Annotated in this window: 16 protein-coding genes; 3 read left to right on the top strand and 13 right to left on the bottom strand. The window is 41.0% G+C overall.

The genetic code is table 11. The annotated features are described in order from the left end of the window. Positions 1-12: 12 nt before the first annotated feature. The 4 genes from LJD61_RS05105 to LJD61_RS05090 all read right to left on the bottom strand — a co-directional run bounded on the left by LJD61_RS05105 (position 13) and on the right by LJD61_RS05090 (position 4,466). Positions 13-984 (bottom strand): ABC transporter ATP-binding protein, encoded by a 972-nt coding sequence (locus LJD61_RS05105; protein ID WP_255226442.1) that lies wholly within the window; start codon positions 982-984, stop codon positions 13-15. A gap of 19 nt (positions 985-1,003) precedes the next feature. Next, complete coding sequence (locus LJD61_RS05100) at positions 1,004-1,894, bottom strand: ABC transporter permease (protein WP_255226441.1); 891 nt, start codon at positions 1,892-1,894, stop codon at positions 1,004-1,006. A 6-nt stretch (positions 1,895-1,900) separates the two neighbouring features. Then, positions 1,901-2,833 (bottom strand): ABC transporter permease, encoded by a 933-nt coding sequence (locus tag LJD61_RS05095; protein WP_255226440.1) that lies wholly within the window; start codon positions 2,831-2,833, stop codon positions 1,901-1,903. Between the two features lie 64 nt (positions 2,834-2,897). Continuing rightward, complete coding sequence (locus LJD61_RS05090; RefSeq protein WP_255226439.1) at positions 2,898-4,466, bottom strand: ABC transporter substrate-binding protein; 1,569 nt, start codon at positions 4,464-4,466, stop codon at positions 2,898-2,900. Positions 4,467-4,648: 182 nt separating this feature from the next. Here LJD61_RS05090 and LJD61_RS05085 point away from each other — a divergent pair, with 182 nt between their 5' ends. From LJD61_RS05085 to LJD61_RS05075, 3 genes are read left to right on the top strand one after another with little or no spacing between them, the layout of a single operon-like run. Further along, entirely contained in the window at positions 4,649-5,962 is a 1,314-nt protein-coding gene (locus tag LJD61_RS05085; protein ID WP_255226438.1) for a transporter substrate-binding domain-containing protein, read from the top strand. Then, a complete protein-coding gene (locus LJD61_RS05080) occupies positions 5,922-6,635 on the top strand; it encodes a sensor histidine kinase (RefSeq protein WP_255226688.1) in 714 nt (237 codons plus the stop codon). Before LJD61_RS05085 ends, LJD61_RS05080 begins: the two co-directional genes overlap by 41 nt. Positions 6,636-6,655: 20 nt before the next feature. Beyond that, positions 6,656-8,026, top strand: coding sequence for a sigma-54-dependent transcriptional regulator (locus LJD61_RS05075; RefSeq protein WP_255226437.1), 1,371 nt, complete (start codon positions 6,656-6,658; stop codon positions 8,024-8,026). A gap of 210 nt (positions 8,027-8,236) precedes the next feature. Here the strand turns inward: LJD61_RS05075 and LJD61_RS05070 are convergent, their stop codons facing one another. From LJD61_RS05070 to LJD61_RS05030, 9 genes are all read right to left on the bottom strand, one after another. Further along, the gene (locus LJD61_RS05070) at positions 8,237-8,980 is read right to left on the bottom strand and encodes a DUF3307 domain-containing protein (RefSeq protein WP_255226436.1); all 744 of its coding nucleotides are present in this window, start codon (positions 8,978-8,980) and stop codon (positions 8,237-8,239) included. Next, positions 8,973-9,662, bottom strand: coding sequence for a SatD family protein (locus LJD61_RS05065; RefSeq protein ID WP_255226435.1), 690 nt, complete (start codon positions 9,660-9,662; stop codon positions 8,973-8,975). Before LJD61_RS05065 ends, LJD61_RS05070 begins: the two co-directional genes overlap by 8 nt. A gap of 144 nt (positions 9,663-9,806) precedes the next feature. Further along, a complete protein-coding gene (locus LJD61_RS05060) occupies positions 9,807-11,132 on the bottom strand; it encodes a DNA recombination protein RmuC (RefSeq protein ID WP_255226434.1) in 1,326 nt (441 codons plus the stop codon). A 13-nt stretch (positions 11,133-11,145) separates the two neighbouring features. Beyond that, entirely contained in the window at positions 11,146-14,256 is a 3,111-nt protein-coding gene (locus tag LJD61_RS20465) for an SbcC/MukB-like Walker B domain-containing protein (RefSeq protein ID WP_255226433.1), read from the bottom strand. Then, positions 14,243-15,412 carry an exonuclease SbcCD subunit D gene (locus LJD61_RS05050; RefSeq protein WP_255226432.1) on the bottom strand — a complete coding sequence of 390 codons (1,170 nt, stop codon included), beginning with the start codon at positions 15,410-15,412 and terminating at the stop codon, positions 14,243-14,245. Before LJD61_RS05050 ends, LJD61_RS20465 begins: the two co-directional genes overlap by 14 nt. A gap of 107 nt (positions 15,413-15,519) precedes the next feature. After that, positions 15,520-16,185, bottom strand: coding sequence for a P-II family nitrogen regulator (locus tag LJD61_RS05045; RefSeq protein WP_255226431.1), 666 nt, complete (start codon positions 16,183-16,185; stop codon positions 15,520-15,522). Then, positions 16,169-17,662: a DUF1538 domain-containing protein gene (locus LJD61_RS05040; protein ID WP_255226430.1), complete on the bottom strand. Its 1,494-nt coding sequence runs from the start codon at positions 17,660-17,662 to the stop codon at positions 16,169-16,171. The genes LJD61_RS05045 and LJD61_RS05040 overlap by 17 nt, the downstream gene beginning before the upstream one ends. A gap of 674 nt (positions 17,663-18,336) precedes the next feature. After that, positions 18,337-19,875 carry an FAD-dependent oxidoreductase gene (locus LJD61_RS05035; RefSeq protein WP_255226429.1) on the bottom strand — a complete coding sequence of 513 codons (1,539 nt, stop codon included), beginning with the start codon at positions 19,873-19,875 and terminating at the stop codon, positions 18,337-18,339. Between the two features lie 63 nt (positions 19,876-19,938). Beyond that, complete coding sequence (locus tag LJD61_RS05030; protein WP_255226428.1) at positions 19,939-21,483, bottom strand: outer membrane protein assembly factor BamB family protein; 1,545 nt, start codon at positions 21,481-21,483, stop codon at positions 19,939-19,941. Positions 21,484-21,597: the final 114 nt, after the last annotated feature.

The following is a 21,597-nucleotide window of genomic DNA, read 5'->3' as shown; positions in this document are numbered from 1 at the left end:
TCCTTTTGTTTACTACTGATTGGAATTCCGTACAAAATGGCACTTAATCTCATGTGAGCCGATCAACACAGGCTCTGCCTTTTCAGTCTTGCAAATATCCATGCACTTAGGGCATCTCGGATGAAATGCACATCCTGATGGAAGGTTGGTAGGATCAGGCATCAGCCCGTCAATAGGGTTCAATCGCCTTGTAGATTTTGTTAAATCGGGTATCGAACCGAATAGCCCTTCCGTGTACGGATGGTGGGCAGCACCTTCAAAGATATCTTCAATCATTCCATTCTCTACGATCTCACCCGCATACATGATTGCCACCTTGTCGCAGGTCTGAGCAACAACGCCCAAATCATGAGTGATAAGTATCATCGAGGTGTTTAATTCGCGCTTAAGCTCACGCATCATTTGCAGGACCTGGGCTTGGATAGTGACATCCAAAGCTGTAGTAGGCTCATCAGCCAATAAAAGCTTGGGCTCGCATGCCAATGCGATGGCGATCACCACTCTCTGCTTCATCCCGCCTGAAAACTGGTGGGGGTAATCATTTTGCCTTTCGGGGGAAATGCCTACAAGCTTTAATATCTCGTTGACTCTGTCGCTGATGGCTTCTTTATTATTGTTGTTGTGCAATTGCAATACTTCTGCAATTTGACTGCCAATAGTCATTGTTGGATTCAAACTGGTCATCGGGTCCTGAAAAATCATTGAAACCGTATTCCCTCTTATGAGCCTCATATCAGCTTCAGTTTTTTTTGTTATCTCCATTCCATCCAGGTATATTGAACCTCTAGTAATTCTCCCTACCTTATCAGGCAACAGTCTCATAATGCTTAAAGCTGTTGTTGTTTTACCAGCTCCGGTTTCTCCAACAACTCCCAATGTTTCACCTTTATTTAAAGCTAAATTGAGGCCGTTAACTGCATAAATCAAAGCCTCATCAGTTTTATATGTGACATTCAAATCTTTTATTTCCAACAATTTATCCATAACTTTTCTCCAATTCAAGCTAATTTTTCAATCTTGGATCTAATGCATCCCTTAAGCCGTCGCCTATCAAGTTGAGTGATAAGACAGCTACCATAATAGCTAGCCCGGGTATTGTAACCAAATATGGATAATATCTCATTTGGCTGCGCGCACCAGATAACAATGATCCCCATTCAGGAGTAGGCGGAGTGATTCCCAAACCAACGAAACTCAAACCCGCTATACCTAAAATTGCACCAGCAACATTTAATGAAGCTTGTACAACAATAGGTCCGATAGCATTGGGTAAAATATGCCTTGCAATTATTCTTGCATCACTTGTTCCACAGGCTTTTGCTGCTTCTATAAATTCTTGCCCCTTGATCGACAATATTGCCGATCTCACTATGCGGGCAAACTGTGGTATCCTTGACATGCTCATCGCAATTAAAATGTTTACAATGCCTTGTCCAAGTGCCGCAACAACAGCTATTGCCATCAAAATGCTTGGGATTGCCAAAAAAACATCCATAATACGCATCAGGATATTATCAATCCTGCCACCGTAATAAGCTGCCAAAGACCCAATTAACGAGCCAAAGAACAATGAAATGATTACCGTTGATAAACCGACTAACAACGATATCCTTCCGCCATAAATCACTCTGGCAAACATGTCCCTCCCATACATATCTGTCCCGAATATGTATTCTTTTCCCGGGGATATTAGCTTTTTTGAGATGTTCTGCTCAATTGCAGCATCATAACTTATAAACACTGGTGCCCCAACAGTAAAAATAATCGTTATAGCAAATAGGATCAAGCCGAACATTGCGAGTTTATTCTTGCTAAACCTAAACCATATTGCTTTAAGTTGGCTGCGTTTTTTAATGTTTTTAAAATTTACTCCCTTTTCAAAATTAACCTCCATAGCCACCTACCCTTTCGAAAACTGTGTCTTAACCCTAGGGTCAATATAGGTATATAAAATGTCGACCAATAGGTTAACAAGACCACCAACAAAAGCAATTAGCAGCACTGCACCTATAACTACCGGTGCATCCTTCATTTTTACCGCTTCTACAACTAATGTTCCTAGGCCATTTATTGCAAAAACGCTCTCTGTAATTACAGCTCCGCCCAATAAAATTCCAAAGTTTATACCTATTACTGTAACAACTGGCAGCAACGCATTTCTTAATGCATGCTTAAATATTATCCTTTTTTCAGAAGCCCCTTTTGATTTAGCTGTCCTTATATAATCTTGCCTTATCACCTCTAGCATGGTTGAGCGTGTCATTCTTATCAGTGTAGCAAGGGTTATGGAAGACAATGTTATTGTAGGCAGTATAAAATGTATCCATGTGTCAGCTCCTGTAGTAGGCATTAAATCCAGCTTTAGTGAAAATATTAATATAAGCATTAATCCAAGCCAAAATCCCGGCATTGATGTTAATACTAATGTTGTGATCAAGCTAACTGTATCTATTATCGTATACTGCCTCACAGCCGATATAATTCCTATCGGAATTCCCAGAATTATCGCAAATGAGATACCGCATAATGCCAGTTTTACAGTAACTGGGAAACGAACCAGTATCTCTTGAGAAGTGGGAGCCTTGGATACATAAGAGATGCCAAAGTCACCCTTGCATATCCCGAGAACATATTTGCCATATCTGATAAAGAAGTTTTCGTTCAATCCCATCTCTTCTCTTAACATTGCAACAGCTTCTTCCGTTGCGCCTTCACCAAGCATGAGCCTGGCAGGATCACCCGGAGTTAAATTTAAAATAGAGAATAAGATAAAAGATATTCCCACCATTACCGGTATCATTAAGAATAACCTCTTCAAAATATACCTAAACATTTTGCCTCCTAACATGTTGCAGGCATAGAAATGCCTGCAACATTTTTGCATCAGTTCTTGTTAATTATTTCCAATCTGCGTAAATATATCTACGCAGATTATCAGGCCTTAATTCCAACCCTGTTAAATTTGTATTAGCCGCTAATGTTCTTTTAGCCATAAACAATGGAACAAGCATTGTTTCTTCCTTTATGATTTCGCAAGCTTTAGCATATATTTCTTTCCTTTTCTCAAGATCCAGACAAGCTCTCCCTTCACTTAGGAGTTTGTCCAATTCCGGATTATTGATCCCCATGTAATTTCCTTTGCCTTTAAGGTTTTCGCTGTGGAAGAAGGAATACTGGCAAAAATCAGCATCGGGAACCTTAGCTACTATTGCCCAGAATGTGATATCAAAATCGCCCTTATTTGTGACGTCGTCCATATACTTGCCACGTTCCATGATTTCTATTTCAATATTTATTCCTATTTTCTTCAACTGTGCCTGAATGATTTCTGTAGGCTTAGAATATGTGGGAGAATCGATAGTCTTCATCTTTACGGTAAAACCATCAGGATATCCTGCCTCTGTAAGCAATGCCTTTGCCTTTTCAAGGTCATATGGATTGGCTTTGAAGTCAACCGGATACTCAGGACATGATGTCAGAAGCGCTGCCTCTAATGGTGCAGCCATTCCATTCTTAGCTCCATCTATTAGCTCCTGCCTGTCAACTGCATAGCTAACTGCTTCCCTTACTCGCTTGTCTGCAAATGGTCCTTTTGTGTTGTTAAACATAATATTTAAGAACGCATTTGAATCACACTCTGCATATTGAAGCTTCTTGTTATCGATAAGTGATTGACGTGCTTCTTCAGGGGTATTACTATCAATGATATCAATTTCACCCTTCTCTAATGCAATAAGAAGAGTACTGGGGTCAGGAATCTGTATATAAGTAATCTTTTTAATTGCAGGCTCACCGGCATAATAGCCGCTGAATGCTTCCATTACTATTTTTTCACCAGGTATCCACTCTTTAAGTACATATGGCCCCGATCCCACTGGATTCTTACCGTATCCATCTTCATCAGCTTCAATAGCTTTTTTATTCATAATATAAAGAGCGGTAGTAGTAAAATATTTTAATCCTGGTCCATATGGATACTTGAAATTTACCAATACAGTCTGTTCATCAATTTTTTCGGCTTTATCGATCGCAGAAGCCATTATAGTTACAAATGGAGATGCTGCTGCTCTATTGATTGAAAATACTACATCTTCAGCCGTAATAGGATCTCCGTTATGGAACTTGGTGCTGGGTCGTAACTTGAAAGTAATGGATTTAGCGTCATCAGCAAATACCCAACTTTTTGCAAGCGCAGGTACTATCTCCCCGTTGTAGTCTCTTACAAGTCCATCAAAAATCTGAAACTGAGGTAACATAATATCTGCTGTTTTAGTAGTGTCCAATGTTGGAGAAAACTTTTGAATACCAATAACTAAATCATCACGTTTCTTCGCGGAAGAAGCTTCTTCACCTGTACTACCAGTGGAATTTCCATTTGTTGATTGGGCCTCTTGTCCAGCACAAGCGGTTAGTGTGAATAACATTACTACCAATAATAGACAGGAAATTATTCTTGTTTTTTTCATACTCGTATCCCTTCCCTTTCGTTATTTACTTTTTAGAAAATTAAATAGTTAAAGTAATACTCCCTCCTATCATGATTAATAAGCAAAGATCTTTTTTGAACGAGACTTCATTCAGAGGGGGATTCAACCCCCTCTGAATGAAGTCTCGTTCAACAGAAGTCCAAATAGCTGGGAGGTCTAAAATGAACATAAATAATAGAAAAATCATAATAATGCTGTTATCAGCCCTTTTATTGCTCCTTTCAATGCCATCGGCTGCTTATGCAGTAAACAAAACATACGATGTTGCCGTAGTTCCTTTTTCTCCTCCTTATCAATATATACAAGATGGCAAAATAATAGGAGCCCATGTTGAAATTCTAAATAAAATAGGATCTGCTCTTAAAACAGATTTTAACTATATCCCGTATGATAATTATACAGAGGCTGTCAAGGCATTAAAAAACAACGAGGTCAGCCTGATACTCGGCGTACCCCTGAGTCAAAAGGACAAATACAATTTGATGTATTCCACCCCTATATCCCAGGACAACATAAGCATTATGTCCTACAAAAACAAAGTGGATATTACGAAGTATCCGCTGAATTCATACGCTTATTCCGCCGCAACAGAAAGAAGCGTTGCCGAAATCAATGAAATAACACCGATCATCAGCCTGCCCTGCTGGATTTCATCCACCACCCAGGAAGCCTACAATGTATTTAAAAATCAAAACCTTGATATATTGATCGGACCTCGCGCTTCGCTCAAAAAATTGATCTCAGAAAGCAAGGATTCTAAGAAATATACTATCTCAGATAACTATATCGCCACGATCGATTATGGCATAGCAATGAACAGCAACGATAAAAATGTGCTTCAAATCATCAACGATGAGATTTTTAAGCTAAAAATCTCAGGCAATATGGACCGCATCCTCGATAAATGGATCCCTGATGAAAATATTTCAAAAACAGTATTCAGGACTTATCTGATAACTTTTATTGTTATATCCGTCATAGCATCAATAATCATCTTCGTTTCGCTGCGGATAAGCGTTTATCTGAAATCACAGATCGATACCAAAACAAAGAGCTTGCAGGTTTTGAACAAAGAATTGGAAGAGCAAATATTAAAGGTGAGAAATTCAAATGAGCTGAAAGAATGCCTTATTGAAAATCATAATAAGGGTGTCGTCGTGTTCAACAAAGAGCGCAGGATCACTATTTTCAATGATAGAGCAAGAAAAATTATCGGTCTTAATTTTACTCCTATCGGCTTAGACATCTTTCAGATCAGCCTTTTTAACCATCTTTTAGAGGACATCAAAGAAAATATGTTCGATAAAAGCATCAATTTGCTTAATCAGATAAAAAGTATCACAGACGATCTGGGCAATGTCAAAACATACGATTATAACATTTTCCCTCTTTTTACATCGGATAATAAAGTGCGTGCGGTAACTTTAATATTTGATGATATCACTGAACAGCAGAACCTGGAGAGAGCTGCATGAAAAGGAAAAGAGCAAATCCCTGAACAGAATAGTTGCGGGAATGGCTCATGAAATAAGAAATCCCTTGACTTCGATCAAAACATTTATTGAATTGCTCCAGGATAAAAAGGATGACAAATTATTCCAGCAGAAGCTGGCTGAAATAGTTCCAAGGGAAATCGAACGGATAAACTCACTTATTACAAATCTGATAGAGTATGCGAAACCGGAAAAAATAGAATACCGGCGGACAAACCTCAAAGAAATAATACAAGATACCACTGAGCTGCTGAAGCATTCAGTAGAACAAAAAAATGTGAGCCTTTCCTATGAATGCGATAAGAATATTTTTATTAATGTAGACGAACAACAGCTCAAGCAAATCTTGATCAATTTTGTGATCAACAGCCTGGACGCCATTATTTTAAGCGAAAAGACAGAGGACAGGCAGATCATTATAAAAGCCTCCCGTGATGATGTTTATGCATATATATCAATTACCGACTCCGGTATCGGGATGACAGAGCAAGAAATCGGAAACTGCATGGAGCCATTCTACTCCACAAAATGGAATGGAACCGGATTGGGCATGTATATTGCCAAGCGCTACGTAGAAAGAAACAACGGAACAATGTCCATCGAGAGCAAAAAGGGTGAATACACAAAAATATTTTTAAAATTCCAATTGATTTAGGATTAAGGAGGGCATGTAACATGAAGAAAACCATTCTTATAATTGATGACGAAATTGGAATATGCACATCCTTAGAATTTGCATTGAATTCGAAATATGATGTAAAGTCAGCAACAAATTCCAATAATGCGTTGAAAATGCTTAATAAGGAAAAAATAGACCTCTGCCTGCTGGATCTCAAGCTGGGAAAAGATAACGGGATCGACTTGCTCAAAAAAATAAAGAATAGACTTCCTGATATGGTAGTCATTATGATGACGGCATACGGCACGATTGAAACTTCGGTAGAGGCAATGCAGCAAGGCGCATACACATATTTGATAAAGCCTTTAAGCATTTCAGAATTGAATATAGTCTTGGAAAAAGCTTTTGCATATCAGGATTTAAATTACCGTGTGGGCTATTTGGAAAGCGAATTGGAGGACAGATATGATCGCAACGGCATCATAGGCAAAAGCCCTCTGATGAAAGATGTACTCAAGCTTGTAGACAAAGTGAAGGATATCGACAGCAGCATCCTTATAACCGGTGAAAGCGGAACGGGAAAAGAGCTCATTGCGCGTGAGATACATTACTCAGGTAAAAGGGCTAAATATCCCTTTGAGGTGGTCAATTGCGCTGCAATTCCGGAAGGATTGCTGGAAGAGGAATTCTTCGGGCACAAAAAAGGAGCTTTTACAGGAGCGATTGAAAACAAAAAAGGCAAATTTGCTTTAGCAAACAACGGGACAATTTTTTTAGATGAGATAGCCGAATTATCATACAATCTTCAAGCAAAGCTATTGCGCGTCCTTCAGCATAAAGAATATTCGCCTGTCGGAAGCAACGAAAAGATTTCTCTAAATATTCGTGTGCTCTCAGCCACAAATAAGGACTTAAAAAAATGCATTGAAGAAAAGACCTTCAGAGAAGATTTATACTTCAGGCTGAATGTCATAGAGATCAATCTTCCACCATTAAGAGAAAGAAAGCAAGACATCTCCCTGCTGATAAATTATTTCATTAAGAAATACAATATAGACTTCAAAAAAAATATTACTTTAATATCAGATGCAGCCGAAAAAAAGCTTTTGAAATACAATTATCCCGGTAATATCCGCCAATTGGCCAATATTCTCGAATATGCGGCAGTGATGGCAAACACAAATACGATAGAAGAGGAAGACCTTCCGGCAGACATAATAAGCTATAATAGCGGGAATAAAATCATAGATAAGGATGAGCTCTCCGACCTTAGTTTAAAGGAAGTCGAAAAAAAAGCGATTGAATCTGCGCTTCAGGCAAATAAGGGCTATCGCAAAGCTACCGCTGAACAGCTGGGAATAAGCCTAAAAGGCTTATTCAACAAAATAAAAGAATATAATATTGACACAAGCCAATATATAGAATAAGCATATGTGCTGCAGCATGCATAATTAGAATGGTATAGCATTTTGAAGGGATATTGCTTATCTTTGGAAAGCTCCAAAGCTCCTACCGATTTCAAAAATTCCTCCTGCCTTGAGGATGCGATGATTATGCGGTATCCTCAAGGCAGGAGGTGGCTTTTATAGATATTTATCGTACTGGCTTATATTTGTAGGAAAAAATGAATCTTTTCCTTAAAAAATAAGCAAATATGCTATTATAACTAACATTACACTTAATAATGTTCCTAATAAATAGTACTCCGAAAATTTGGGGTCATCAGCAATTTTATTATATCTAGCTATTGACTTTGCAGTAAGAACAAATCCAATAGAAGAATATTGCCCTACAGAGAGCAATAGTAAAATTATACAACGTTCAAGTATTCCTATAAGTGCTCCTGCATTTAGGTGTCCTCCTTCTTCATTGTTAGCCGTCGGTTTGTAGCGATATAGCAATTTCTTAATTGTTATACTAAAGGGCTGGATTATAATAAGCAAAATCAACATCCAAGAAAAAATATCCATAACATCAATCTGTGACCTATTCAAAATATATTGAATACAATAAGTATAACTAATAGGTTCAGATAGGAAATATATAATTGCCGCAGTAAAAATGATTACAAGAATATGTATTATCTGATCAAGAGAGTATGCTAATGCATCTAATTTATCATCTATAGTTATTTTCTTTTTTATAAAGAAATTCACTAAATCAACTATAAAGTGAGCTATGGAAATGATAACAGTCCATTTTAATAGTTTAAGACTAAATACCGGAATAATTACAAACATCATTGAAAACAAGTATATTACACCATGCTTCAATAATTTCTTGAATGATTTATCCTTGCCTATTGCCAATTCAGAGGACTGTAGATAGAAATCACCTAATGCATGTCCGATTAAAAATAAAGTCAAAACAACCTTAGCCATCAAGTCCCTCCCTTTCCTTACTTAAAAAAAAGTTAACTGTGTCCATTGCAGATTTATAGGAATAGAACTTAGCATTATTCAGCGCTTTATTTACACTGGGCTGTCCAATATTAAGAACATGTGCCGCTTTATACTGATTCTCATCATTAGAAAGATACGCATAAATAATTTCCTTTTGTCGGTCTGTCCACTTTGATTTTAATGCAGTACAGACAGATAAAATAGAATTCAACAGTTCATCAATTTCAGTATTATTTTCCTCTGAGCATATCATAATATTGGAATGCGGCTCAGTATATTGAAATCTTTTACTTTCCATTTCTTTAATCATTTTTCTTGCACGGTGATATGCAGAGCCATCAATCTCTGATGAATTATCAAAATTAATATCTGTGCTGATATCGCCAATTCCAATACCAAAACGTAATTCCACGGGTGCCATTGCCATTTCAATTTCACAAATAATCTTCATAATATTATTCCTATTTCTAAGCAGCCCCTGAAATTCGTCTCCTAAAGTGATTGTAAATTTGGATGCAATATCCTCGGAGTATTTAACATTGATATCTGCCAATACACTTTTAAACTTCTGCTGCATAGCTTTTCTATCTTTTATTTTTTTTGAGTCTACTATATCACCAATAATAGCAACATATTTGTCATAGAAAAAAAAGAAAAACATTTAATCACCTCCACTCATATCGTAGCAAAAGAAAAGATGCATTACAACATGAATCTTTTCCTTTGATTCATTCAGTAATGCATCACTTCTGCAATTAGCATTTAAAATTGCCAAAGTCAATATCTTTATAAGCTGCACATATGCTTATTCTGTATTCTCTGCGGTATCTGAGGGATCACCGGAGTCCAGAGCCGGTGCGGCTTCCTCCGCCGGCAGAGCCTCCACATCCTTCAGCTTTCTTTCGATGGTTCTGGATTTCCTGGTAGCGTCCTCAATGGTCTTGCTGGCTTCGTGAAGCTTCTTATTAGTCTTTTCCAATATATCTCCAAACTTTCCGAACTCGCTTTTCACCGCTCCCAGAAGTCCCCATACCTCAGAAGAGCGCTTCTGTATAGCCAGGGTCCTGAAGCCCATGGACAGGCTGTTTAAAAAGGCTGCCATAGTGGAAGGGCCTGCAATGTTTATCCTGTATTTATCCTGGATATGCTCTATGAGGCCCGCTCTCTTGGCTATCTCTGCATAAAGGCTCTCTATGGGCAAAAACATGATTGCAAAATCCGTGGTAACAGGCGGATTTATATATTTATCGCTTATCCTCCTGGCTTCAGCCTTTATCCTGTTCTCAAGCTGCTTTGCGGCTTCCTCCATTGCAGAGGCATCCCCTATTTCAGCCGCTTCAACCAGCCTTTGAAAATCCTCCTGAGGGAATTTGGCGTCTACGGGAAGCAGCACTTCCTCCCCTTCCCCTCCTTTACCGGGAAGGCGAATGGCAAACTCCACCTTTTCCTGAGTATTCCTTTTCGTAGAAATATTTGTAAGGTATTGCTCGGGAGTCAGTATCTGCTCCAGTATATTCCCAAGCTGGATTTCACCCCATATGCCCCTGGATTTTACATTGGTGAGAACCTTCTTCAAGTCCCCCACTCCCAGGGCTAAGCTCTGCATTTCCCCTAAGCCCTTATGTACCTGCTCAAGCCTCTCACTGACAAGCTTGAAAGATTCTCCCAACCTCTTCTCCAGTGTATCATGAAGCTTCTCATCAACTGTAGCCCTCATGGCTTCCAGCTTTTCGCCATTATCCTTCATTATGCTGTTCAGCTTCAGCTCCAGTTCCTTCCTCATGGCCTCCAGCTTCTCTTCGTTGCTCTCCGCCAGCCTCGCCATTCGGGCATCTATTGAATCCGCCTGCATATGCTGCAGCTTGGACATCTCATTGATCCTTGAGATCAATGAGTCGCTCAGGTTCTTCGCTGAATTGGAGGCTTCCGCTCTGCTCAGGCCCATTTCATCCCTTACAGTCTTTTCTGTTTTATCCGATAATTTTTCTAAATATGCAATTTTGTTTTCTATAGACAGATAGCTCTCTTTCAGCTTTTCTGCCCTTTTAGCGGCGCTGCTCCTCTCGGCAAACACCAGTATCAATACCAGCAGACCGGCTATAAAAGTCCCTATTGTCATGAAATTTTCCATTTTCTCACCCCATTTATACTACTACGACTCTTGATTTGCTGCCTGTCATGCCAGGCGTTACTTCGATCCTTGCCCTTATCCTTTCCTTAAGCTCTCCTACGTGGGATATTACGCCGACCAGCTTGCCTGTTTTTTGGAGTTCCAAAAGACATTCTATAGATTTTTCCAAAGAGTCCTCATCCAGGCTGCCGAAGCCTTCATCTATAAAGATGGTATCCAGGCTTATTCCTCCTGCATAGGATTGTACAACATCAGACAGACCCAGAGCAAGGGACAGTGAAGCTTTGAAGCTCTCTCCTCCTGATATGACCTTGACATGGCGGGGCTGACCCGTATAATAATCATATATCTCTATTTCAAGCCCCTGCTGTGCAGCACCTTTTTGCTTTTCTTTTATTCTCGATAATTCAAATCTGCCGTCGGTCATCTTCACAAGCCTTTGATTGGCTGCATGGATTATATCGTCAAAATAGGCTGCCAGGACATATCTCTCAAAGCTCAGCCGCTCTCTGTTATTTCCCTTTGCCATATTAGCCAGGTGCCCAACCACTCTGTATATCTCCTCCTGTTTTCCTATCTCTTCTCCCGCATCTTTCATATTGTTCATTAAGGCTTTGTTATGCATCAGACGGGCAAAATTTTGTTTTATCTCTTCTTCCAGGCCGGCTTTGCTGAGCTTCTTTGACTCCATTATCTCGTTCAGCTCTTCGGTATTGACAGGCTTCAAGCCTTCTATGCCCTTTAAAGCCTTATGAAATCTGTCTCCCGCAGACTTCAGCTTCTCATTATATCTTCTTATTTCCCCCTCAAGGGCTTCCATTTCCTTTTCCTCGAGCTTTGATGAGTCATATTCCTGTTTATCCGAAAACCCTACCCTTAAAAGGGCATCCGCAAACCTCTTTTCTGCTCCCTTATACTCTTGCCCTGCAGCTTCCAGGTTCTTCTCCTTGAATACTTTATTTTCTTCTTTTTTGGTCATTTCGAGCTCTGATTTTCTGTAGGCTTCCTGAGCATATTTATAGCTTTCTTCCATAGCTTTGCATTCTTCTTCACAGCTCTTTATTTCCATTAAAAGCTCATCCTCTTGTTTTATGCCCAGGGACAGCTCGCTCTCCACCTTGAGCAGCAATGCCTTTGTGCCCTCAAGCTTAGCATATATGTCCCTGTATTCCCCATCCAGGCTTAAAGCTGCATTTTCCTTATCCCGTTGGTTTTTTTCCGCCAGATCCAATTTCTCTGCAAGCTTATCCTTTTCTTTTCGCTTCTTATCCGCCTCTTCCCTTTTAGACTTCAAGCTCAGAAGCGTTCCTTCGTAGGCTTCAGTGACAAGCTTGAAATTTTCTATTTCCCCCAGCGCTTCTCTCAATTCCAGCTTTATTTTGTCTACGCTATTCCTTTGAGCTTCCCCTTTGGCTCTTACATCCGCAAATTCATCGGCTGCTTTCCTCAGTTTTTCGTTGAGATCATCATAAGCTTCTTTGGCGGTTTTTAGCGCTCCCTCTGAAGGCATGCCCGAAAGAGGCTGCGCCGGACCGGGATGGTGGAGAGAACCGCAGACAGGACAGGGTTTGCCCGGGATTAAGCCTTCTGCTAAAAGCCCTGCCTGGCCCTGGAAAAATAATTGGCTCAGCTTTTCGTATTCCTTCTTGCTTTCTTCATAATCCTTGTTCAGTTCTTCATATAAAGCCTTTTTCTTTCCGTACTGCTGCCTCAAGCTTTGAAGTGTTTGATTCTCTGTCTCCAAGCCTTTCAGCTTTTTTAAGATTTCTTCCTTCTGGGCTATATCCTTTGCGTGCTCTATATATTCCAGGGCTGCTTTATTGGCGATATCGATGCCATGATTCAGCTTCTTGATCTCTTCCTTTAAAGCTTCTATTTCATCACTGTTCCTTTTCCTTGCGCTTTCTTTTTCCCTAAGCTCTTTGTTCAGTGCTTTAAGCTCCAATGAAAGCCTTCCATATTCTTTTACCTTATCGATATCCTTCTTGAGCTCTGCGGCTTTATCCGAAAGCTCTTTCCTTGCGCTTTCCTTGCCCTCCTCTTCCTTCAAGGAGTCCCTGCATTTATTAAAATTCTCCACGGCAGCTGCAAGGCCAGATTTGGATTCCTCATATTCAAAAATGGCTTTATCCAGATCTTCCCCGGACTTTTTGCATTGCTCTTCAGCAGATTTTATGAGAAGGGCTTTTCTGGACTTATGGAGCTTTTTTTCTTTTTCTTCCCAAAAGCTTTTACTGCTATCTAATATATTAAGCTCATCTTCGGCAATTTTTCTTTCTTCAAATCTGTTGTTTATATCAATGCCTAATACCAGAGCCTCCTGAAGCTTTTCCAGTTCATTGCTCATTGTCTCGGCTGCTTTTTCCAGCCTTTTTTCTTCTTCATCATCTTCCTTGATCAGATTCTTCAGGTCTTCCATTATTTCATAATGATTCACATCATCTTTTTGCGCTTTCGCTCTTAGTTCCTCTTTTTTGCCCCAATCTATGCCTTTGATATAAGCGATCTCCTTTTGAGTCAGAGCCTCAATGCTCCTTCTCAATTCCCTTGCATTATCCTCCAGCTTCTCCTGGATCATCTGAAACTGCCAGCTTCCGAATATTTTCCTCAGTATCACTTCCCGCTCCTTGCTTTCAGCCAAAAGGAGCTTTCTGAATTCATTCTGAGGTATCATCACTATTTGCTTGAACTGCTCACAGCTTATTCCCAGCAGATCGCTTATCTTTTCATTTACTTCCCTGACACCTGTTACTACTTTCTCCCCGGCCGCCTTAAATTCTGCCTCTGCCTTCTGCTCCGTATAGCCTTCTCCTCTTTCCTTCCTTTTTTGCTGCCTTGGGATTCTTTTTACATAATAGGATTTACCCCTGAGCTGGAATTCCAGTTCCACGAAGGTAAGGACATCATCCTTAGCGAAATGGCTTCTCATGCTTTCGCCGTCTCTTCCCTCTCCCGAAGCGCTGCCGTACAAGGCATAGCATATGCCGTCAAATATAGTGGTCTTGCCCGCTCCCGTGGGCCCGGTTATTACAAATATGTTTTGCCCCTCCAATAGTGAAAAATCGATCACTTCCATATCCGCATAGGGTCCGAAAGCCGACATGGTAAGCTTAATTGGCTTCACGGTCCTCACCTCTCTTTTCCACTTCTTCAATTATCTTTGCTAAAACTCCCGAACTCTCTTGCGCCAGTTCCGTATCGTTTATGTACTTATAGAACTCTGAGAAAAGCTCCAGCTTTGATTTGCTTCTCGAGGTTTTGGCTGAAAGGAAATAGTCCCCTTTGCTGCCTCTATCCTCTACCTCCAGCAGCATTACATTGGGGTATACGGATTTCAGCTTGCGCATGGGGTCCAATAACTCGCCTTTGTCCGTCAATATAGCCTTTATGTAATCCTCCCTGTTTGCAGCATTGTATACGGCCGGGTCTGTCAGGTGCTTGAGCTCTCCTCTTATTATCCTCATATCCCTCATGGGGACCAGTTCCCTGAAGGCTATGTCTGAAACGCCCTTTTCATCGATATTGATTATGTTTACTCCTTTTTTCTGCTTCACCTCAGAAAAGGAATACTTCATCAAGGAGCCCGAATACCTGATGTTTTCGTTTCCGGCCCTTTGAGGACTGTGGAGATGTCCTAAGGCAGTATAGCAGAAATCATTGAATAGCTCATAGCTTACCATATCCGTACCGCCTATGGAAAGGGGCCTTTCCGATTCAGAAGTCTCGGGCTCCTCGGAACCTCTGACATATCCGTGAGTTATCATTATATTCCTTTCATCCTTGTCCATAGCAGCCCCTATTCTTTCTATTATGGCCTTCATGGCATCCTGCTGACTCCTGATGCCGGGGTCTTCAAACACATCTCTGACTACGACCGCATCTGCATAGGGCAGGAGATAAAAGTTCACAGGCCCGTATTCATCATTTAGGGTAATCTTCGTTGCATCTTTTTTCAGGACCCCTTCTATGTATAAGCCCTTGGTTTTAAGTATGCCGCTGCCGAAGTTCAGCCTTTCCGGGCTGTCATGATTGCCTGCCACTGCCAGGACCGGAATGCCATGCTCCAGGACTATCTTTGCCAAAATCTTATCTAAGAGCTCCACAGCTTCCACCGGTGCGACGGAGCGGTCATAGATATCGCCGGCAATTATTACCGCCTGCGGTTTCTCTTCGCAGACTATATGTAAAAACTGATCCAGTATGTACTCCTGATCTTTTGTCATGTGGTATTCGTTGACTATCTTTCCTATATGCCAGTCACCTGTATGGATTATCTTCATCATATCCCCTCCCCGCTTGTTTATCATATGATATCTAAGAAAAGCGGCTTCCTTTTTTATATCAGGAAGCCTCTTCTATCTTTAGCTGAACGCCATTATTTCAGTTTTTAGCTTTTATATAGCCCGGAGGTTCTGTTCACATCTATTACAAATATTACACCTTTGCCCGGGTCTTCAATGTGTATCCTCTCTTTTATTGAATTCACTATTGCTGTTGTCTTTTCTGATTCCGATAAAATCAATATGATGTCCTTTTCCGGTTCTATTTCGACATTGAACAATTTTGCCGTGTCCTGAGTGCCGGAGCCTCTGCCGTGAATTATTGTTCCTCCTGTGGAGCCTGCGGATTCCGCCGCTTCTATAACCTCGTCCGACAGTCCTTTTTCTACTATAATAAATATGGCTTCATATTCCATCTTATCTACACCTCGCCTTTTTGGTTTTGATACATATTCGCATCTGTTAAAAACAGCCAAATTGCTTATTGGAACGGAAAAGGTTATCCCGTGATTGGGCTTATCCAAATTAAATTTTTTTGTGAGCTGATCATGAAGGACTTCCACCAGGCTGTCTTCGACGACCATTATAAGTATCTCTTTTCTCACTTCATCAAGGCCTAAGATATTAAGCAATTGATTTTTTATCGTTCCCTTACCTACAAGAAAAGTGCCCCCGGTTACTCCTAGCTCTTTAGATGCTTTTAATATTTTGCTTCCTTCTCCAAAGTTCACAATCACACAGAATAACGAGAACTCCCTATCTTTTAGCATCATTTAGATCAATGCCCTCCTTTTTTGCTTTAACTTTAAACATAAGCCCCAGCAATTGCAAAGCTACTAACGGCATCATCGCAACCATCGCTATAACGCCAAACCCATCCACTAATACATTGGCTGTCGGAATGGCAGTGGCAGCCCCCTGTGCAAAGGCTAATATAAAGGTAGCTGTCATAGGGCCTGATGCAACCCCGCCGGCATCATAAGCTATACCGACAAATATAGGCGGCACCCTGTAGCTCAAAAATGCAGCTAATGCAAACCCGGGCAGCAAGAAATGCCATAGCTTTAATCCCGGTATCATTATCCTCAGCATAGACATGCAAACGGCGAAAGCAATACCCGCTGACAATGCAAACAATATTATTTTCCTTGGAATATGTCCTGCTGTCACATCTTCAACCTGTTTTGTCAGAACATGTACGGCAGGCTCAGCAAGCACAACCATCATACCTAAAAGAAATCCTACCACGGGAACCACCCAGGCATATTGGAGGCTGGCTATGCCGTATCCCATAACTCTGCCAACCTCCATAAAGCCTGCATTGACTCCTGTCAAAAACAGTCCAAGACCTGCGTAAGTGTAGGCAAGACCCTTTAATATTCTGTTTCTTTTTTTTCTATTCAGTTTAAATTTCAGAAAATCAAAAATCAAAAATAATACGAGCAAGGGCAGCAAAGTGATGACCGATTCCCTCATGATTTTGGGAAATTCCTCTAAATAAGGTCCCAAAATTCCGCTGTGGGCGCGGAAGGCTTCCGCTTCCCCTACAATTTTATCTGCACCTGCGATTATATTCATTATCATGACTGCAAGAATAGGTCCCGTCGATGCGATGCCTACCAGCCCAAAGCTGTCTTCCTCAGATGTTTTGCCGCCTTTTAGCTGGGAAACACCCAAGCCTAATGCCAAAATGAAAGGCGTAGTCATAGCTCCCGTTGTAGCTCCTGACGCATCAACAGAAATAGCCAGAAACTCCTCCGAAACCCATAGGCCCAGAATCAAAATGATAAAATACACCAGTGTAAGCAGCTTATTCAACGGTTTTTCATATAAAATTCTTAATAGTCCTATAGCTACCATAATACCTACTCCTAAAGAAACAACAACAAGGATCAGAGAAGCAGGAATGGTCCCTCCGCTGGCGCTGCTCACTTCATTGGCAAGGATCTGCAGGTCTGGCTCAGCTATGGTAATGAAAAAGCCTAAAATAAGCCCGAGAATAGCAACGGAATGAGCTCTATTAGTCTTTGCCGCTTCTTCTCCCATAAGGCTTCCTATAGAGGTTATGCCAATATCAGCTCCTAATAAGAATATTCCCAATCCGATAATAACCAATACTGAGCCGATAATAAATCTGATCAGCATATCTGTTTCTATAGGCACCAAAGTAAAGTTCAGTATGAGCACCAACACGCTTATCGGTAAAACGGATGATAAGACCTCCTTAAATTTTTGAAGCAGTAAATTCAAATAATATAGCCTCCTCTCTAAATCCCCCAAGCACGTCCTATAATAATACATCAACTTAGAGATTTTATCCTGTAATCCGAACTTTTCACAACTATATTCTACTATAGTTATTTATATTTGTGCAAGGCAATAAAATAGAAGGCTTATGTGCATTTTACTTTTTTTAGGCATAGCACTGATAAGCCATAGCATCCATGTATAGTCACGTATAGTATATAAAAATTGATGACACTAATTCACTGAGCCTAAGAAAATCCTACGCTTCCCAAAGGTCATCCGTGGCCTGGAAAGCTTGCTCGGCGTCCGTGCCTCGCCTACGGCTTTTCTAAGGCTCAGCTCATAAGGGTCATTGACAATTTTTATATAAGCATACTTAGTCTATACATGGATGCTATTTCACTGCAGCGCAATATATAAAAGTTACGAGAGCTAAGGTAGCCCGCTGAGGTCATATGGGAACGGAGAACACGGATTATAACTGTCTATTTTAACTAATTCCATATCTAAGCCGGTTCGCAACTCGCATTCCTGTGGTGATATGGCATTAAAAAAACATTTCCGTGTTTTTCAGTGCAAAATTCCGTGTCTTTCAGTGGTTTCCGTCCCCCGGCCTGCTCAGATATACATACCATTCTTCTTATAGCTGCTGTATCAACAGCCTAAATGGAAGGCTGCTATTTGAACACATTAGGTTCCACCTGATTCCTTCCTTTATCAGGGTGATTCAGGGGATACAGGGCAGGGCCTTCCATTATGCTTCCGTCATAGCTGAACCTCGAGCCGTGGCACGGACAATCCCAGGATTTTTCTCCATCGTTCCACTGAAGCTCGCAGCCCATATGGGTGCAGGTTATATCCAGAAGGTAAAGCTTCCCGACTTCATCCTTATAGACACCTGTCCTTTTGCCTTTATATTCTACGACCTTGCCTTCGCCTTTTTCAATATCTATTTCATCATCAGGATTTTCAATTTTACCTGATATGAGCTGCATGGCCACATCTGCGTTTTGTGCGATGAAGGTTGCAGCAGCAGTACCAGTAGCGGCTCTTTGAGGACTATAGATACCCTCCCAGGAGCTTTTCCCTTTGATTATCAAATCCTTAATGATTATAGCTGCAGCAGTTGAATTCGTCATTCCCCACTTTTTGAATCCTGTTGCAACATATATGTTAGGAGTATTGGAAGTGAGTCTTCCTACATAAGGTATTCCGTCCAATGTGTAATAATCCTGCGTGGACCAATGATAAAGCTCCTCTTTTACGGTAAACATGGTTCTTACAAGCTTTCTCAGATTCTCATAATGAGCGGAGGTCTGCTCTCCATGGGCGGTTTTGTGGGCCTCTCCGCCGAATATGAGTATCCGGCCTCCCTCATGGGATTGGCTGCGCAGGGTCATGCCGGGCGTATCAACATTTATGAACATTCCATCCGGAATGTCCTCCTCAACCTTAAACGCTAATAGATAAGATCTGGAAGGATACATCCTTGCAAAGTACATTCCCTTTCCGTCATAAAAAGGATAGTGTGATGCTATTATGACATGCCGGGCTTTTACTTTTTTACCATTAACGGTTTTTATTGTACAGGTTTCTCCCTCATCAACATCTACAGCCCTGGTATTCTCAAATATATAAGAGCCGTCCCCCGGTATATTCTCGGCTAATGCCAATACATACTTTCTCGGGTGGAATTGAGCCTGATCGGTAAATCTGACTGCTCCAAGCACTGGGAAGGGCAGAGGAGTTTCCGGAACAAACTCTGCAGGTATTCCGAGGCTTACAGCAGCCTCTGCTTCTTTCCTTATCTTCTCCACGGATTTTTGATCCTGAGTAAAGACATAGGCGGACTTTAGCTCATAATTGCATTGAATATTACAGCTCTTGACTAAATCTGTCATGAACTTTACAGCATGCTGATTCGCATCTGCGTACTGCTGAGTCAGCTCTTTACCGAAGGTTTTTATAGCTTTATCATATGTTAATGTATGCTGTGAGGTTATCTTTGCAGTGGTATGGCCTGTGGCGGCCTTGCATATCCTGTCTGCTTCTATGACGGCTACCTTGAAGCCTTCTTTTTTTAGCAAATAGGCGGAAGTTATGCCTGCCAGTCCTCCTCCTACTATTCCTGCATCTACGGTTATATCTTCAGTTAATTCCGGATAGTTGGTGTCCTCCGTAGTTCCGATCCAATAGGGCGTCGTGTTCCTATCCATAAAAAAATCCCTCCTTGCTATAATCACCTTTATGTTTTACAGCAAGAAGAGATTTATGCATGTCTATTTGATTTTCAAACCATAGATATAGCCATTTCTCGAAGCGATAACCACATGATCATTGAATACCGCCGGTGATGCCTCAATATATGAGTCTATCGCAGCTTTTCCCAGTATCTCTCCGTTTGCTCCATCGATGATATGCATGGTGCCGTTTCGCAAAGCTTGCAGTATATATGCCTTGCCCTGGCTGTCATAGACATCTACAGGGGATGACCAGGCATAGGTCGGCATTTCCCATCTCCATAGCTCTTCTCCTGTGGCTTTATCAAGAGCCACCATCAGCCCCTTGTCCTTGATTTCTGCCCTGCAAAGAGTAAATATTACCATATCGCTCATACTGTTCTTACCAACTATATTGGTAGCAAGAGCCCCTCCGTTTGAAGTACCCACTGAATAAGCCTTATAACCCTTCTCCCAGAGTATTTTGCCCGTTTTTGCCTCGATCTTCAATATTCTTGAGACGCCCTCACTTCCCTGCTTATCCACTTCACTGGCAGTATATAATACAGGATTTTCATTCTCTATGTCTAATGTTATGGAAGCGTCTGTATCGTCAAAATTATCCACAGTCCAAATTTCATTGAGATCCTTGTCTATAGCTTTGACAAAGCCCCCGTTGTCCACAAAGAAGAGCATATTCTCCCATGCCACGGGTGAATTTTCAATTCCATAAGTGCTCCATTCCGGATCTGTGCTGTGGTCTTCTCTCTCGTATTTCAGCTTTTGTATCTCGGGGTTTATGGTTAAAAGTTTCTCCTTCGGGTTGAAAACCGTATTCAACTTCAATTTGTAGAAAAGGCCGTTTTCGCCGCCAACATAAAGGGCATCCTCGCTTCTGCTGAATAATGCAGATGAGTCAAAATTCGGCCATAGCCTTGGAGCATCCTTATCCTCTCCATCCTGGATAAAGAGCATTTTTTGGTCGATAAGGCTGTATAATCTGAAGCCGAAATCCGGCTTTTCTTTGATGCCTTGTCCTACATATAAAAGCGGGTATCCTCTCGAATCCACCGACACACTGCCTTTTATTGGACTGCCTGTGTCAATAGGCTCTCTCGTCTGCTCTCCGGTGGCCAAATCGATAAAGTAAACCTTGCCGTTTAAGGATGCAATGATCACCTCTACAAAGTTTTCATCCTCTTTGAATTTTTCTTTTATGTTCATGATCTTTCTTACTTCAGGGCTCCATTGGACCAGAGCAGGCTGGCCTGTCCAGCCGCTTCCCCCGCCCCAAAGCCCCTTGGCTTCAGCCTTGACCTGCCAAAGCTTCTCAATCTTATTGTCCTTTATATCCACAGTACCGTAAGCAGGTGCCGTTCTAAAATTGTTTCCCCTAAAAGTTAACACTCCCGGAACTTCTGTATAAGATAAAGTAAAGGGAAGTAATTCCTTCTCAGGTATGGGTTCTTTATCCTTGTCATCCGCAGGGAGTTGCTCTCCAGGGTTGTCCATACCAAGAGTAGGCGTTATGGTAAGCCCGGGAAGAAGCTTAAAAATCAATATTGAAACTAATAAAATAAAAAATAGCAGTTTTAATTTTTTCATAGAATTTTCCTCTCTTTTCTGATCGCCGTTCCCCATCGCATTTTTGTACCGGCATGACGCATTATATAGTTATTATACATCAACAGGACTCCGGTTGTCAGATAGTTTATATGA

This window comes from Lutispora saccharofermentans, from assembly GCF_024363565.1.
GTDB classification, from domain to species: Bacteria; Bacillota; Clostridia; order Lutisporales; family Lutisporaceae; genus Lutispora; species Lutispora saccharofermentans.
This window is presented reverse-complemented; position numbering and strand designations above follow the sequence as displayed.